Here is a 14,475-nt window from a genome sequence, read left to right as displayed (position 1 = left end):
AGGTTGTCGAAGCCTGTACAAGCTTGCAGGACTGTTACGCTTCGAACAAGCCGGGTCTCGCCCCGGCGGGCGAGGCACTTTTCTTTGCGTCGCCAAAGAAAAGTACCCAAAAGAAAGGCGACCCGATGGTCCGGGTCCCCTGCGCTGCGCTCCGGGGCAACCTGCGCTGCTCGACCCCGGCTGGACCGAGCAGCGCAGGTTGCCCCGCAGCGAAGCGGAGGGGACGCAGACAGCAGGGTCGCTTTTTTCTTTGCTTACTTTCTTTTTGGCGACGCAAAAAGAAAGTGAGTTGCCGCCGGGCAACCCCCGGCTTGCAGGCATATCCACGGCTTTCGTTCAACGAACGAGGCGTGAACTCTTCGACAAGCCTGACGAGAAACACCCTATGCTGAACGTCAAAAACATTAACCAATACTACGGCGGCTCCCATATCCTGCGCGACGTCAGCCTTGAATCTCACCTTGGCAAGGTCACCGTGCTGCTCGGTCGCAACGGCGTCGGCAAAACCACGCTACTCAAATCATTGATGGGCTTGGTACCCATCAAGACCGGCAGCATTGAGTTCGACGGCAAGCCCATCCAGGACGCCACACCTTATGAACGTGCCAGAGCGGGCATAGGCTTTGTACCGCAGGGCCGCGAGATCTTCGCGCGTCTGACGGTCGAAGAAAACCTGCGCATGGGCCTGGCCTACAAAAGTGCCGCCACACCTATACCGGCGGAGCTGTACGAGCTGTTTCCGGTGCTCAGGCAGATGCTGAACCGGCGCGGCGGCGATTTGTCAGGCGGGCAACAGCAGCAACTGGCGATTGCGCGGGCGCTGGCTGCCAAACCCAAGCTGCTGATCCTTGACGAGCCGACCGAGGGCATCCAGCCCAGCATCATCAAGGACATCGGTCGCGTGATCCGCATGCTCGCTGACCGCGGTGACATGGCCATCCTGCTGGTCGAGCAGTATTACGACTTTGCCGAGGAACTGGCCGACGATTACCTGGTGATGGAGCGCGGTGAGTTCATTGCGCGCGGCCAGGGCAAGGACATGCAGGCCAACGGCGTGCGGCAACTGGTTGCGATCTAGCGCCGCGCCGCCTGGTACAGCGGCATCACCGTGGGCAGCAGCGCCTGGATTTGCGCCACGCGGCTGCTGTCGCTGGGGTGGCTGCTGAGGAAGCCGCCACCACCCGCGCTACCGGCGCTGGTCATTTTTTGCCACAGGGTCACGCCGGCTTGAGGGTTGTAGCCAGCCCGCGCCATCAGCTCCAGGCCGATACGGTCTGCTTCGTTTTCATGCGAGCGGCTGAACTGGGTGGCCACCAGCGCCTCATACGCCGCGCCCGTCAGTTGCGAGGTTCCGCCGCCCAGCCCGAGCAGCTGGGTGCCGATGCTGATGGCTGTCTGGGCGGCGACCGCCTGGGACACCTGCTCACGTGAATGCTCGCGCAGTGCGTGAGCGATTTCGTGCCCCATCACAACAGCGATTTCTTCGTCGCTGAGGTTGAGCTTTCGAATCAGCCCGGTGTAAAACATGATTTTTCCGCCTGGCATGCAAAAGGCGTTGACCTGTTCGCTGGTGATCAGGTTGACCTCCCATTGCCAGCGCGGCGCGTCGGCGCGGAAGACAGCAGTTTGCGGCTGGATACGGGCCGCGACTGCGCGCACACGCGCCAGCATGGCTGCGTCGGTGTTGAGCACCCCTTTCGCCGCGGCTTCGGCCTTGAGCTTGTTGTAGCTTTGTACGGCCATCTGGTCCAGCTCTGCCGAGGACACCAGCAGCAGCTGGGATCGAGATGCGCCTACGGCGCCGCTTTCGGTGGTGCTGGAGCAGCCGACAAACACCAGGCTCAAGGCCATCACGATGGGGGTCAGGACAGTTTTCATGGAATCTCGCAGGAGGTCAGCCGCAGCCGGGAATACCCATTGTGTGCGGGCTCGCCGGTTTGCAGGTAGGACGCTCCGGGAAACCGCTGTAGGCGGCTTTCCCACAAGGCCTTGGCCAAAGAACTGGGCTACACCAGTGACAGGAACGACGGCGCAGTCATGAACATCCGGCTGCACGATCTGAGCACGAACAAGCTGGCGGAGAACAGTGACAAAGTGCCGACCGACCTGAAGGGCTGAGGCGCTAAACCGACCAGATACGCGGGCTCGGTGCGGTCTGGTTCCACAAATGCTGGCGCCAGGCTTTCCAGACCTGCTTGAGCACACCCATCGCCGGTTCGACCAGCGGTGCCAGCACGCGAACCACCACGATCTGCGCGTCCGGGCTGGTGGCTCCGGCATGCTGGCTTGAAGGGTGTGCCTCCATCACCTGCCGTGCCACATCCAGAGCCAGTTCGCGCCGCCTGCGTTCGAGCTTGCTGCCGCTTGCAAAAAACAGGGTGGCGATGCATCGCTGACCGGCCAGGCCCAAGGGGCTGTCCATCAGCAGCTGGTCATCCGCCCGGATGCGCGCGCGCTCCAGCCAGATGCCGGGCAGCTCGATATGCTGGCAAAAGCTGCCTTCGGCAAAGGGCTGACCGGCGCTGGGCAGGCCCAACGCGGTCACGTCCCAGCCCATCAGTTCGGCGCCTGGCGCGAGGTCCAGCGTCAGGTGGTTCTCGGCCAGGCAGCCGCTGTAACACAGCGCTTCCATCGGCAGCCACTCGGCACGCGCGCCGGCTTCGAGCTGCAGGCGCGCACGCTGCAGGGCTTTTTCACCGAGTGACTTGTAAAAACGGGTGGCCCCCGGTGTGGTGATCAGGCCATGGCAGCCGCTGGCAACGGTAACTGCAATGTCGAGTGTGTCGCCACCGACCAGCCCACCCGGTGGATGCACCAGCACGTTGTGGCAGACCGCATCGCCTTCAGGGTACAGGCTTTGAAGGATGCGCAGCGGGCCGTCATGGCGGAAGTGCGCAATCGTTTTGCCGGCCTGCAGTGAGTAGTCGAGAGAGAGCGTCGCGTTCCAGGCCATCGGTCCAGTTTAACCCGGTGCGGGTGGTGCCTGGTCTTGGTTTCGCTATTGAAATAGTAGCTGGCTACGCCTGGTTGGTAGGGGCTGGAGGGTGTTTTTTCATGAGATCGACGGGATTTGCCTTGTGAAGTGATTCCAGCCCTCTGGTGTGCCAACAAGCCGGGACTCGCCCCGGCGGGCTACCCCCGGCTTGCTGGCAAAACCTGACTCTCAGATCAACGACGAGGCGTTCAGGTTGACTTGCACTCAGGCCACCGCGACCTGCTTCACGTCGCGTGCTTCTTTCACCCGCTGCTCCAGGTGCGCCAGCGCCTCCTGCACCTGGTCGACCAGGATCAGGCACAGGTCACCGGGTTGCAGCCGTGCGAGCGCCGTGTCGATGGCCACAAACTCGCCATGAATTTCGTCGATGCGGGTGGTGCGGCTGGCGTCCGCCAGGCCTTCGCGCAGCAGCGCCATGACTTCGCCGTCGGCCCGGCCGCGCTGGGCCGCGTCCTGGTACAGCAGGACGTCGTCGAAGGCCTTGCCGAGAATGATGGTCTGGTCGCGGATGTCGCTGTCGCGCCGGTCGCCGGCGCCGCTGATGACCACGCTGCGCGTCTGGCCGGGCGTGGCGGGCATGGCGTCCACCGCAGCCACCAGCGCGCGCATGGCGTCAGGGTTGTGGCCATAGTCGGCAATCACGGTGGCGCCCTGATAATCCATCACGTTGAATCGGCCAGGCGCGTTGTGCGCGTCGCTGACAAAGCTGGCCAAGCCGCTTCTGATGGTGTCCCATTTCACGCCGACGGCCCATGCGGCCGCCAGGGCGGCCATCACGTTCTCAATCTGGAAGCCAATGGTTCCGCCGCGCGTCAGCGGAATGTGCTTTAAGGACACGCGTTCACGCCAGGCGCCTTCGGCAGCGATCAGCGCATTGCCATCCTGGTACACCGTGCGTTTGCCTTGTGCGCGATGCGTGGCCATCAGCGGATGGTGCCGGTCGGCGGCGAAGAAAATCACGGCGCCAGGGCAGGTGGGCGCCATGGCCGCGACAATCGGGTCGGCGGCGTTGAGCACCGCGTAGCCGGTAGACGCCACGTTTTGCACGATCACGCCCTTGACTACGCCCAGTTCTTCCACGGTGGTGATGTAGTTCAGGCCGAGGTGGTCGCCGGTGCCCACGTTGGTCACGATGGCGACCTGGCAGCGGTCAAAGCCCAGGCCCTCGCGCAGGATGCCTCCGCGAGCGACTTCAAAAACAGCGGCGTCCACGTCGGGATGCATCAGCACGTTGCGTGCGCTTTTCGGGCCGCTACAGTCGCCGCTATCGGTCTGCCGGCCGTCGACATAGACACCATCGGTGTTGGTCATGCCGCAGCGCAGGCCGTTGGCGGTCAGCAGGTGCGCCACCAGCCGTGTCACGGTGGTCTTGCCATTGGTGCCGGTTACGGCCACCACGGGGATACGGCCATCGTCGCCGGACGCAAACAAATCGTTGATCATCGCGCCGCCGACGGCGCGGCCCTTGCCGTAAGAGGGCGACAGGTGCATGCGCAGGCCGGGCGCGGCGTTGACTTCAACCACGCCGCCGTTCTGCGTTTCAAGCGGTTTGAGGACGCTTTCGCAGACCATGTCCACACCGCAGATGTGCAGGCCTATCATTTGCGCGGCAGCGACTGCGCGTGCAGCGACCTCGGGATGCACGTCGCTGGTGACGTCGGTGGCGGTGCCACCTGTGCTCAGGTTGGCGTTGTTGCGCAGGATGACGCGCCGGCCGCGCGCCGGAATCGATTCGGGTGTCAGTTCCTGAACGCCCAGACGCGCGACGGCAATGTCGTCAAAGCGTATCTTGGTCAGCGAGGTGGCATGGCCTTCACCGCGCCGCGGATCCTGGTTGACGATATCGACCAGCTCGCGCACGGTGTGCAGCCCGTCGCCCAGCACCTGGGGTGGCTCGCGGCGCGAGGCGGCCACCAGCTTGTTGCCGACCACCAGCAGGCGGAAGTCGTCGCCGGGCAGGAATTTTTCGACCAGTACGGCGCCGTGTTCTGCCGCCGCGCGAAAAGCGATGTCGAGGTGGTCGCGCGTGACGATGTTGACGGTGACACCTTTGCCCTGGTTGCCGTCCAGCGGCTTGACCACGACCGGTAAGCCGATCTGCAGGGCTGCGGCCCAGGCGTCGTCGGGATCCGTGACGGGTCGGCCTGTGGGCACGGGTACACCGGCGGCAAGCAGCAGTTTTTTGGTCAGGTCCTTGTCCTGGGCAATCGACTCAGACACGGCGCTGGTCGCGTCGAGTTCGGCGGCCTGGATGCGACGCTGGCGCGAACCCCAGCCGAACTGCACCAGGCTGCCGCGTGTCAGGCGGCGGTAGGGAATGCCGCGTGCTACTGCTGCATCCACAATCGCACCGGTGCTCGGCCCGATGCGCTCGTCCTCGTCAAGGTCGCGCAACTGCGCAATCGCTGCATCCACGTCGAAGCTGGTTTCATTGAGGGCAGCATGTACCAGCGCCTGGGCCAGCTCCATCGCGAGGCGGCCAACCGCTTCCTCGCTGTATTCGACCACGGTCTGGTAGACGCCATCCTCCAGTGTGGCGGCGGTGTGGCTGAAGGTGACCGGGCAACCGGCATGGGCTTGCAGTGCGAGCGCGGCCGACTCCAGTACATGGGCCAGCGACACGGGACCGAGGTAGCCGCCGGGACGCAGGGCGCCTATGGCCGGAAACAGCGAGCGCGCGCGCGGCTCGAAGCCGGGCAGGTTGTCGATGGCGCACTCGGCTTCGGTGCAGGTCACGACGGCTTCGAGCGCTGTGTGGCGACTCCAGAGGTTGGGGCCGCGCAGGGCGCGGATGCGCGAGACGTTCATTGGAGGTTCTTTCCGGGCTGGGCCGCGCTGGACTCGAAGGCTTCGATGCCCGCGCCGATCAGGTTGAGCGGGATGCCGAGCGCCCAGGCGGCGCCAACGGCGGCAAGCAGGCTTTCTTCGGCGGTGGGGGCGTGGCGGTCTTGCCAGATCGCGAGCTTGTCAAGGCCAGGCAGAAAAACCTCGCTGGCGCCGGTGGCCAGCACGACCTGGCCTTGGCGCAGGAAGACCGCGCGGCCGCCCTTGTCCCGATGGTCGCCGATGGCGGCCAAAGTTGGGTCCATGGCGTAGAAGACCACCTCGCCGTCGCACAGGCTGGCCATGTCGACGATGGCGGGATGGGCAGCGTTGAGCACCGCCACACCATCGGGCAGCACCACATCGACCTGTGAGCGCATGACCTTGAACATCGGCTCGTCGTCAAAGATGTCGAACTCGCCCAGTGCGCCCGAGCCACCCAGGTCGGTGACCACGCCGACCTGGCAGCGGTCGTAAGCCAGTCCGGTGCGCAGGATGGTGTCAGCACCGTTTTCAAACACCGCTGCCTGCACCGCGCGGTTGATCAAGAGGCGCTGGCCGGCTTCCCAGTGGGTGCCGTCGCTGGCGTCCAGGCAGCGGCCGTCCAGAAACAGGCCGCTGCGGCAGGCCAGACCGGTGTGACGCCCGGAAAGCTGCAGCAGCCAGGCGACCAGGCGGGCAATGCTGTGGGTGCCGACCGAGCCGGTGATGCCGACCACGGGAATACGCCCGCAGGCACCCGCGTCTGGCCTGATGGGAAACAGGTGCTCGCAGATGGCACGGCCAACCGGTCGTGGCGCGCCTTCTGCCGGCTTGAGGTGCATCAACAGGCCGGGTCCGGCGTTGACCTCGACAATCGCGCCACCCTGTGCATGCAGCGGCTTTGAGATGTCCTGCGCCACCAGATCGACACCGGCGATGTCCAGACCCACCACGCGGGCCGCCAGCGAGACCATGTGCTCCACCTCAGGATGAACCTCATCGGTGCAGTCGATAGCCACATTGCCGTTGCGCTGGATCAGGACTTCATGGCCGGCTGCAGGGACCGAGGAAGGCGTGAGCCCCTGGCGCTGCAGGTCGAGCAGGATGGCAGTGTCGGTGGCGATGCGTATCGGGTTGAGCGGAAAGTCCTCGCTGGCGCCGCGCCGGGGATCGGTGTTGAGCTGGCTTTCAACCAGCTCGGCAACGCTGGCCAGGCCGTCACCGGTGATGGATGCAGTTTCGCCACGGGCCGCAGCCACCACCCGGCCACCGACCACCAGCAGTCGGTGCTCATGGCCGCGTACAAACCGTTCAACCATCACCTCGCTGCCGTGCCGGGCCGCCAGGTGAAAAGCGTCTTCAAACTGGGCCTGCGTCTTGAGGTCCAGCGAGACGCCGCGCCCGTGGTTGCCGTCGCTTGGTTTGACCACCACCGGCAGGCCGATCTCCTGCGCGGCTTCCCAGGCCGCTTCGACCGTGGCCACAATTTGGCCTTCAGGCACGGGCACGCCGCAGGCGGCCAGCAGGCTCTTGGTCAGGTCCTTGTCGCCGGCGATGCCTTCGGCGATGGCGCTGGTGAACTCGGTTTCAGCGGTCCAGATGCGGCGCTGGGTGGCGCCGTAGCCCAGCTGCACCAGGTTGCCGTCGTTCAGGCGGATGTGCGGGATGCGCCGCTCGGTTGCCGCAGCGACGATGGCCGCAGTGCTGGGACCGAGGTAACACTCGTCGACTTTCGCGCGCACGCGCTCGACGGCGCTCTGCAGTTCAGGTTTGCCATAACCCGGCTCATCGGTGTCGCTGTTCACGGCAGCCATCAGCAATGTGTGGCCCTCGGCCAGTGCGCTGCGGGCCACCTGTTCATCACGTGCGCGAAAAACCATGCGGTAAACGCCGCGCTGCGACGTGCTGCGGGTCTGGCCGAAGCCGGTCGGCATGTCGGCCAGGTTGAGCAGTTCGATGACCACATGTTCGAGCACATGGCCGAGCCACGTGCCCTCGTAGAGGCGCTCGATGAAACCCCCGCGCTCACCGACGCCGCAATGGTGCTCGACCAGGGCCGGCAGCAGGGCGACCAGCCGGTCGCTGAAACCAGGCAGCAGGTTGGAGGGAAAGTGCTCCAGGGCGCCCAGGTCCAGCCAGGTTTCCAGCACGGGCCGATAAGTCCAGATGTTGGGGCCACGCAGATAGTTGATGCGTAGAAGCTTGATGTCGTCCTTTTTGCTCATGTTTTCTTGGGTTCGGTCAACCGGCCGAGCCTGGGCGACGTTCTTTTCGGGCGGTGCCCCCAAACGGGCGTTTTTGGTTATTGAAGGCACGATCTCTGCCATGGGTGCGGAATAAGACATCAGCAGCCATCCCGGCTTGGGCGAAAATCGCCGTTCAGGCCCTGACAACCTTCAGAGCACCTGCTTTTACGGCTTCCACGATCACAATGCAAAATTCTCATCCGGTTGATGCCTCCAGCGAGGTTGACCAAGCGCGCACAGAACTGCGCTCGCAACTCGCAGCTCATGAGAACGTCTTATGTACGGTGCTGGTTGACCTGAATCCCCAACTTCGGTTTTCCCGGGGTTTGCTGGCACTGACCGACTCGCGCCTGATGGCCCAGGACCCTGAAACCGGGCACTGGGCAAGCTGGGTTTTTCCTGAAAAAGGCCAGGTCGGCGGTGTCCCGGCCCGTCCGGCCCTTGCCCTGCGCCACTTTGACCATGCCGGCGTCGGCACGCTGGAACTGCATGAAGGCAGCCAGCGCCTGGCCAGCTGGCGTTTTACTCTGGCTGCCAATGTGCAGGCGCTGCGGCTGGTCCGCCTGTTTGAGCAGCAGACTGCGCCCCAGGGGCCGGACGCTGCGGCCGGTATCGGCGATGAAGTGGCGCTGTGCCCGCTGTGCGACGCGGTGCTGCCGCCAGACACTGACGACTGCCCGGCCTGCGCCCGGGAGCTGCACACGGCGCCTTCCACCTGGGTGCTGCTCCGGCTGTGGCGTTTTGCCAGGCCCTACAAGGGGCAATTGGCCGCCGGTTTTGCCCTGACGCTGGCCTCTACCGCCGCAACGTTGGTGCCGCCTTATTTGACCATTCCGCTGATCGACGACATACTGATTCCCTTCCAGAACGGCCAGCAAATTGAGTCCTGGAAGGTGCTGGCCATACTGGGCGCCTTGCTGGCGGCTGCCCTGATCGGCTGGGGCCTGAATTGGGCCCGCACCTACCTGCTGGCCCTGGTGTCTGAACGTATAGGTGCCGACCTGCGTACCGCCACCTTCGACCACCTGCTGGAGCTGTCGCTGGACTACTTCGGCGGCAAACGCACCGGCGACCTGATGGCGCGCATCGGCTCGGAAACTGATCGCATCAATGTGTTCCTGTCGCTGCATGCGCTCGACTTTGCGACCGATGTGCTGATGATTGTCATGACCGCCGCCATCCTGTTTTCGATCAACCCGTGGCTGGCGCTGGTCACCCTGCTGCCGCTGCCCTTTATTGCCTGGATGATCCATACGGTGCGCGACCGCCTGCGCACCGGCTTTGAGAAAATAGACCGGGTCTGGTCCGAGGTGACCAATGTGCTGGCCGACACCATTCCCGGCATCCGTGTCGTCAAGGCCTTTGCCCAGGAAAAGCGCGAAGCCCAGCGTTTTCGCGACGCCAACGTGCACAACCTGATGGTCAATGACAAGCTCAACAAGGTCTGGTCGCTGTTTACGCCCACGGTCTCGCTGCTGACCGAAATCGGCCTGCTGGTGGTCTGGGCTTTTGGCATCTGGCTGGTGTCCAAACAGCAGATCACGGTGGGCGTGCTGACCGCCTTTATCGCCTACATCGGCCGCTTTTATACGCGGCTTGATTCCATGAGCCGCATCGTGTCGGTCACGCAAAAAGCAGCGTCCGGCGCCAAGCGTATTTTTGACATCCTCGACCACGTCTCGAACGTGCCCGAGCCAGCCAATCCGGTGGCCATGGCGCCACTGCAGGGCCGCATCGACATGAGCGGGCTGGGCTTTCGCTACGGCAACCGCGCCGTGATCCGCGGGTTGGATCTGGTGATTCAGCCGGGCGAGATGATAGGCCTCGTGGGTCACAGCGGCTCTGGCAAAAGTACGCTGGTCAACCTGATCTGCCGCTTTTACGATGTGACCGACGGCAGCATCAGTGTCGATGGCACCGACATCCGGCGCTTCAAGGTGGCCGACTACCGCCGCAACATCGGCCTGGTGCTGCAGGAGCCTTTTCTCTTCTTTGGCACGATTGCCGAAAACATTGCTTACGGCAAACCCGGCGCCAGCCGCGCCGAAATTGTGGCCGCCGCCCGGGCCGCGCACGCCCACGAGTTCATCCTGCGCCTGCCCCAGGGTTACGACTCGCTGGTCGGCGAACGCGGTCAGGGCCTGTCGGGCGGTGAGCGCCAGCGCATCTCGATTGCGCGTGCGCTGCTGATTGACCCGCGCATCCTGATTCTTGACGAGGCGACTTCTTCGGTCGATACCGAGACCGAGCAGGAAATCCAGAAGGCGCTGGACAACCTGGTGCAGGGCCGCACGACGATTGCCATCGCCCACCGCCTGTCCACCCTGCGCAAGGCCGACCGTCTGGTGGTGATGGACCGTGGTCAGGTGGTCGAGGTTGGCCCGCATGACGAGCTGATGGCCAAACAGGGCGCCTACTGGCGGCTCTACGAAGCGCAGGCGCGCCAGGTGGACAGCGAGGGCAATGTAGATGCCGAGGAAGGCCGCATTGCGCTGGCCACCTCACAGGTGGCGCATGCCGCCCAGCGGAGCGGCAATGTCTGAGTCAACACCCCTGATTTCTTTCCAGCTCGAGCGCCACGCCTCGGGCCGCCTGCTGCTGACTGACAGCAGCGGCCAGCAGCATGCAGGGGTTGTCCCGGTGCGCGCGTTTCCGATTGCTGCGCCGGATGAAGGCATCTCGCTGCTCAGCAGCGAAGGCCATGAGCTGGCCTGGCTCGAGCGGCTGGACAACTTGCCGCCGGCGCTGCGCAGCCTGCTTGAGGAAGAACTGGCCCTGCGCGACTTTGTGCCCGAGATCACAGCGCTCAAAAGCGTCTCCAGTTTTGGCACACCCAGCACCTGGCTGGTAGAGACTGACCGGGGTGAGACCTCGTTTGTACTCAAGGGCGAAGAAGACATACGCCGCCTGAGCCGGCAGTCGCTGCTGATCGCCGCCGGCCACGGCGTGCATTTCAGCGTGAAAGACATGGGCGCGCTGGACCGGGCGTCGCGGCGGCTGCTGGAGCGGTTTCTCTAGAAGCCTTTCGGGCTTGGTTTCGACAAAGCTGCAACCGCTGCACCGCGCAGAAATGAAAACCCGCCCAAGCCGGTGTAGACCCATCCGAATCTGCGGCAGCCAATCAGGCTGCCTGGCGAATCAACGGGGCGGGTCTTCACGCCGCGGTTCGCTGGTGCGGGTGGCTCCCTTGTCGGCCGGCCCCGGGATGGTGCCGGCGGGGTCTTCCGGCGCCACCAACGAGCCCGCAGCGGCCCCACCCAGTGCGCCAGCCATCACACCCACGGCGCTGCCGACCAGCACACCGACCGGGCCGGCCACCGCGGCACCAACGGCTGCGCCGGTAGCTGCACCGGCCACCACGCCACCGCCCATCAGTACCGAATTGGATTCGCGGGCGGACTCTGCAGCCGAGATGGGAATCTGTGCCGCAGGCTCAGGATCCTGCGACGGAATGCCGTGGCCGGGCAGCGCTTGCTCGGCAAGGTCTTTGTCTACCGGCTCGACGTCAAGCGGCCGGGTGGCAGGGGTGGAGGATGGATGCATGGGGCTCTCCTTGTAAGTTGGCTGACGAGGGGACGAGCGCTACGCTCGCCATCCCTTGGTTGTAACTCTGACACCTAGCCCATGAGCCGTCTGACAGGCCGCAACAGTGTCAGACAATGTCCTTGACCGATTCAACTTACACACGCCGATCACAGACGCAACGGGATAACTGCATCGATTTGGAGGTGCGCTGTTCTATGTCGGGCCTGCCCCAGACTTGATCCGGGGTGCGGGATGACAACGCGTGCGCTATCTATTTAATAGCTGCCTGCGCCCGTGGAATAAGGGCGAAATGCCGATTTGATGCATGAGGCCAGGCTGGACCGGTCTCAGACGTCCTGCGAGCCGCGGTGTGCCCAGCCGGTGGTGTGTTTTTCGATGTAGCTGAACAGCTCGTACATGATCATCGCCATCGCACCAATCACCACCAGCCCGGCAAAGGCCAGCGCCATGCGTTGCTGCGATCCGGCGCTGAGCATCAGGTAGCCGATGCCCGAGTCGCCGGCGGTCATTTCGGCCAGCACGGTGCCGACAAACGCCAGCGTGATCGCGATCTTGAGCGAGCCGTAGAAATAGGGCATGGAGCGCGGCAGGCCGACCTTGACCAGCACATCCCAGCGTTTGGCGCCCAGCACGCGCAGCACGTCTTCGAGCTCGGGCTCCAGCGTGGCCAGGCCGGTGGCCATGTTGACGGTGATCGGGAAGAAGGAGATCAGGAAGGCGGTCAGGATGCCGGGTCCGACGCCGATGCCGAACCAGACGATCAGGATGGGCACAATCGCCGCCTTGGGCACGGCGTTGAAGGCCACGAGCAGCGGGTACACCGCAGCATAGGCCAGGCGCGAAGAGCCGACCAGAAAGCCCAGCATCACGCCGACGACGATCGAGATGCCGAAGCCGACCATGGTGACCCAGAAGGTTTTCCAGGCGGCCTGGGCGATGGGGCCGGCAAATTCGGCCATGGACTGGGCGATCGCCAGTGGCGCGGGAAAGATGTATTCGGCGATGTCAAACACCATCACCACCAGCTGCCACAGTGCCAGGATAACCAGCAGCAGCAGCACGGGTGACCAGCGTTCAATCTGTTTTTTTGTCATGGCTTGTTGGCTTGTGTGCCTGCGGCGGCGGGCGCCGGGTTGATGACGGGCGAGCGGATGGCGCCAATGTGGCTGCGCAGCTCGTGCACGATGTCGGCAAAGGGCTGGGTGTAGGTGATTTCCAGGTCGCGCGGGCGTGGCAGGTCGATCTCGCGCTTGACGACAAAACGCCCCGGGCTCTTGCTCATCACATACACGGTGTCGGCCAGGAAGACCGACTCGCGCAGGTCGTGTGTGACCAGGATGACGTTGAAACGCTGCTCGGTCCAGAGGTCACGCAAAATGCACCACAGCTCCTCGCGCGTGAAGGCGTCGAGCGCGCCAAAAGGCTCATCGAGCAGCAGCATCTTGGGCTCATGGATCAGTGCCCGGCAGATGCTGACACGTTGCTGCATGCCGCCCGAGAGCTGCCACGGAAACTTGTCTTCATAACCGCCCAGCCCGACCTTTTGCAGCAGCTTGCGGGCGCGCTCCACGAACTCTTTGCGGCGCGCCTTGAACTGGCTGCGAAAGGGTTCGACGATCTCCAGCGGCAGCAGCACGTTGTCCACCGTGGTGCGCCAGGGCAGCAGCGACGGCGCCTGAAACGCCATGCCCGAAATTTTCAGCGGGCCCGTGACTGGCTGGTTGTCGATCAGGATGCGACCCTTCGACGGCATTTTCAGCCCGGTGGTCAGCTTCATGAAGGTCGATTTACCGCAGCCCGAGGGGCCGACGATGGCGATGAACTCGCCTTCGCGCACTTTCAGGTCAATGGCTTCGACCGCAAAGTGGTTTTGCGCGAGCAGTTCGTCGTTGTAGGCTAGCCAGACATCGCTGAAGTCAACAAAATGGCTTGCGTTGTTTGCTTGCATGTGGGGTTTTTCGTGGGTCACTCAAGGGGCGGCCAGCCTTGCCAGGCTGGCCGCTGGTTCAACCATCGCTGCCGATGGTTGGTGCTTCCTATTTCTTGACGGCAGGCAGGACGTTCAATTCAGCCACCGTGGGCAGAAAGGAGCCGTTCCACACACTGTCGGGATTGACGCGGGTCTTGGTGTTGAAGGCGTCCGACACCTGTGAGGCCATCAACGACAGACGCGGCCCTTTCACCTGGCCAAAACCATCGGCACGCGCGTCCGGGCTGTTGACCACGGTGTCGATGGCCAGTTGCAGGCGGCGGGTTTCCAGCGGCACGTTGATGATGCCGTCGCGTGCCTTCACGTCTTCAATCGCCAGCGCTGGCTTGGCAATCACTTCTTTCACCCCTTTGGTGAAAGCCAGTAAAAAGGCTTTCACGGCGGCGGGGTTCTCCTTGATCATTTTCGGCGAGGCGATGATCACATTGCCGTAGAGCTTCACGCCGTTGTCGGCATAAGGCAGCACCACCACATCTTCGGCTTTCACGCCGCGCGCTTCCAGGTTGAGCAGCGATGTGAAGGTAAAGCCGGTGATGGCATCGACATCGCCGCGTACCAGCATGGTTTCGCGCAGCGGCGGGTCCATGGCGGTCCACTGCACGCCGCTGATACTGTTGGCTTTTGCAAAAATCGGGAAGGCGCGGCGGCCAGCGTCAAACACCGGTGCACCGAGTTTTTTGCCGTTCAGGTCGGCCACCGTCTTGATGCCGGATTTTTTCAGGGCCATCACCGAAGCCGGCGTGTTGTTGTAAACCATCATCACGGCCACCGGCTTGTTCGGCGCATCCGGGTTGTTGGCATGAAACTCCATCAGGGCCGCCAGATCGGCAAAACCCATGTCATAGGTGCCCGAGGCTACGCGGGTGACAGTGCCGCCCGAGCCGTTGCCAGCG

At 63.9% G+C, this 14,475-nt stretch carries 12 protein-coding genes; 4 read left to right on the top strand and 8 right to left on the bottom strand.

Annotated elements, in window-relative coordinates:
* The first annotated feature begins 385 nt into the window (after positions 1–385).
* Entirely contained in the window at positions 386–1,078 is a 693-nt protein-coding gene (urtE, locus tag ACESMT_RS16115) for an urea ABC transporter ATP-binding subunit UrtE (protein ID WP_372827611.1), read from the top strand.
* On the opposite strand, the gene ACESMT_RS16110 is transcribed toward urtE, so the two are convergent.
* Positions 1,075–1,878: a M48 family metallopeptidase gene (locus ACESMT_RS16110; RefSeq protein ID WP_372827610.1), complete on the bottom strand. Its 804-nt coding sequence runs from the start codon at positions 1,876–1,878 to the stop codon at positions 1,075–1,077. The two genes, urtE and ACESMT_RS16110, sit on opposite strands and share 4 nt — an antisense overlap.
* Positions 1,879–1,989: 111 nt before the next feature.
* Between ACESMT_RS16110 and ACESMT_RS16105 the strand changes: the two genes are divergently transcribed.
* A complete protein-coding gene (locus tag ACESMT_RS16105; RefSeq protein ID WP_372827609.1) occupies positions 1,990–2,118 on the top strand; it encodes a DUF3597 family protein in 129 nt (42 codons plus the stop codon).
* Between the two features lie 4 nt (positions 2,119–2,122).
* Here the strand turns inward: ACESMT_RS16105 and ACESMT_RS16100 are convergent, their stop codons facing one another.
* The 3 genes from ACESMT_RS16100 to cphA (ACESMT_RS16090) form a co-directional block, all read right to left on the bottom strand.
* A complete protein-coding gene (locus ACESMT_RS16100; protein WP_372827608.1) occupies positions 2,123–2,953 on the bottom strand; it encodes an urease accessory protein UreD in 831 nt (276 codons plus the stop codon).
* Between the two features lie 246 nt (positions 2,954–3,199).
* Positions 3,200–5,803 (bottom strand): cyanophycin synthetase, encoded by a 2,604-nt coding sequence (cphA, locus tag ACESMT_RS16095; protein WP_372827607.1) that lies wholly within the window; start codon positions 5,801–5,803, stop codon positions 3,200–3,202.
* Positions 5,800–8,025 (bottom strand): cyanophycin synthetase, encoded by a 2,226-nt coding sequence (gene cphA, locus ACESMT_RS16090; protein ID WP_372827606.1) that lies wholly within the window; start codon positions 8,023–8,025, stop codon positions 5,800–5,802. Before cphA (ACESMT_RS16090) ends, cphA (ACESMT_RS16095) begins: the two co-directional genes overlap by 4 nt.
* A 206-nt stretch (positions 8,026–8,231) precedes the next feature.
* Here cphA (ACESMT_RS16090) and ACESMT_RS16085 point away from each other — a divergent pair, with 206 nt between their 5' ends.
* Positions 8,232–10,589 carry an ABC transporter ATP-binding protein gene (locus tag ACESMT_RS16085; RefSeq protein ID WP_372827605.1) on the top strand — a complete coding sequence of 786 codons (2,358 nt, stop codon included), beginning with the start codon at positions 8,232–8,234 and terminating at the stop codon, positions 10,587–10,589.
* Positions 10,582–11,064: a DUF1854 domain-containing protein gene (locus ACESMT_RS16080; protein WP_372827604.1), complete on the top strand. Its 483-nt coding sequence runs from the start codon at positions 10,582–10,584 to the stop codon at positions 11,062–11,064. Before ACESMT_RS16085 ends, ACESMT_RS16080 begins: the two co-directional genes overlap by 8 nt.
* A 120-nt stretch (positions 11,065–11,184) precedes the next feature.
* Here the strand turns inward: ACESMT_RS16080 and ACESMT_RS16075 are convergent, their stop codons facing one another.
* The 4 genes from ACESMT_RS16075 to ACESMT_RS16060 form a co-directional block, all read right to left on the bottom strand.
* Positions 11,185–11,589, bottom strand: a complete 405-nt coding sequence (locus tag ACESMT_RS16075) for a bacteriocin (RefSeq protein ID WP_372827603.1) — start codon at positions 11,587–11,589, stop codon at positions 11,185–11,187.
* 329 nt (positions 11,590–11,918) lie between these two features.
* Positions 11,919–12,686: an ABC transporter permease gene (locus ACESMT_RS16070; protein WP_372827602.1), complete on the bottom strand. Its 768-nt coding sequence runs from the start codon at positions 12,684–12,686 to the stop codon at positions 11,919–11,921.
* Complete coding sequence (locus ACESMT_RS16065; protein WP_372827601.1) at positions 12,683–13,540, bottom strand: ABC transporter ATP-binding protein; 858 nt, start codon at positions 13,538–13,540, stop codon at positions 12,683–12,685. The genes ACESMT_RS16070 and ACESMT_RS16065 overlap by 4 nt, the downstream gene beginning before the upstream one ends.
* 88 nt (positions 13,541–13,628) lie before the next feature.
* On the bottom strand, positions 13,629–14,475 hold an 847-nt coding region (locus ACESMT_RS16060; protein ID WP_372827600.1), incomplete at its 5' end, for an ABC transporter substrate-binding protein.

This window comes from Polaromonas sp., assembly GCF_041689105.1.
Classification (GTDB): Bacteria; Pseudomonadota; Gammaproteobacteria; order Burkholderiales; family Burkholderiaceae_C; genus Polaromonas.
Note: the sequence above shows the minus strand (reverse complement) of the source record. Positions and strands in the feature narration are given on the sequence as shown.

Excerpts from the sequence above, each read along its gene's own strand:
- urtE (WP_372827611.1), top strand. The coding sequence starts at position 386 with ATGCTGAACGTCAAAAACATTAACCAATACTACGGCGGCTCCCATATC.
- ACESMT_RS16110 (WP_372827610.1), bottom strand. The coding sequence starts at position 1,878 with ATGAAAACTGTCCTGACCCCCATCGTGATGGCCTTGAGCCTGGTGTTT.
- ACESMT_RS16100 (WP_372827608.1), bottom strand. The coding sequence starts at position 2,953 with ATGGCCTGGAACGCGACGCTCTCTCTCGACTACTCACTGCAGGCCGGC.
- cphA (WP_372827607.1), bottom strand. The coding sequence starts at position 5,803 with ATGAACGTCTCGCGCATCCGCGCCCTGCGCGGCCCCAACCTCTGGAGT.
- cphA (WP_372827606.1), bottom strand. The coding sequence starts at position 8,025 with ATGAGCAAAAAGGACGACATCAAGCTTCTACGCATCAACTATCTGCGT.
- ACESMT_RS16085 (WP_372827605.1), top strand. The coding sequence starts at position 8,232 with ATGCAAAATTCTCATCCGGTTGATGCCTCCAGCGAGGTTGACCAAGCG.
- ACESMT_RS16080 (WP_372827604.1), top strand. The coding sequence starts at position 10,582 with ATGTCTGAGTCAACACCCCTGATTTCTTTCCAGCTCGAGCGCCACGCC.
- ACESMT_RS16075 (WP_372827603.1), bottom strand. The coding sequence starts at position 11,589 with ATGCATCCATCCTCCACCCCTGCCACCCGGCCGCTTGACGTCGAGCCG.
- ACESMT_RS16070 (WP_372827602.1), bottom strand. The coding sequence starts at position 12,686 with ATGACAAAAAAACAGATTGAACGCTGGTCACCCGTGCTGCTGCTGCTG.
- ACESMT_RS16065 (WP_372827601.1), bottom strand. The coding sequence starts at position 13,540 with ATGCAAGCAAACAACGCAAGCCATTTTGTTGACTTCAGCGATGTCTGG.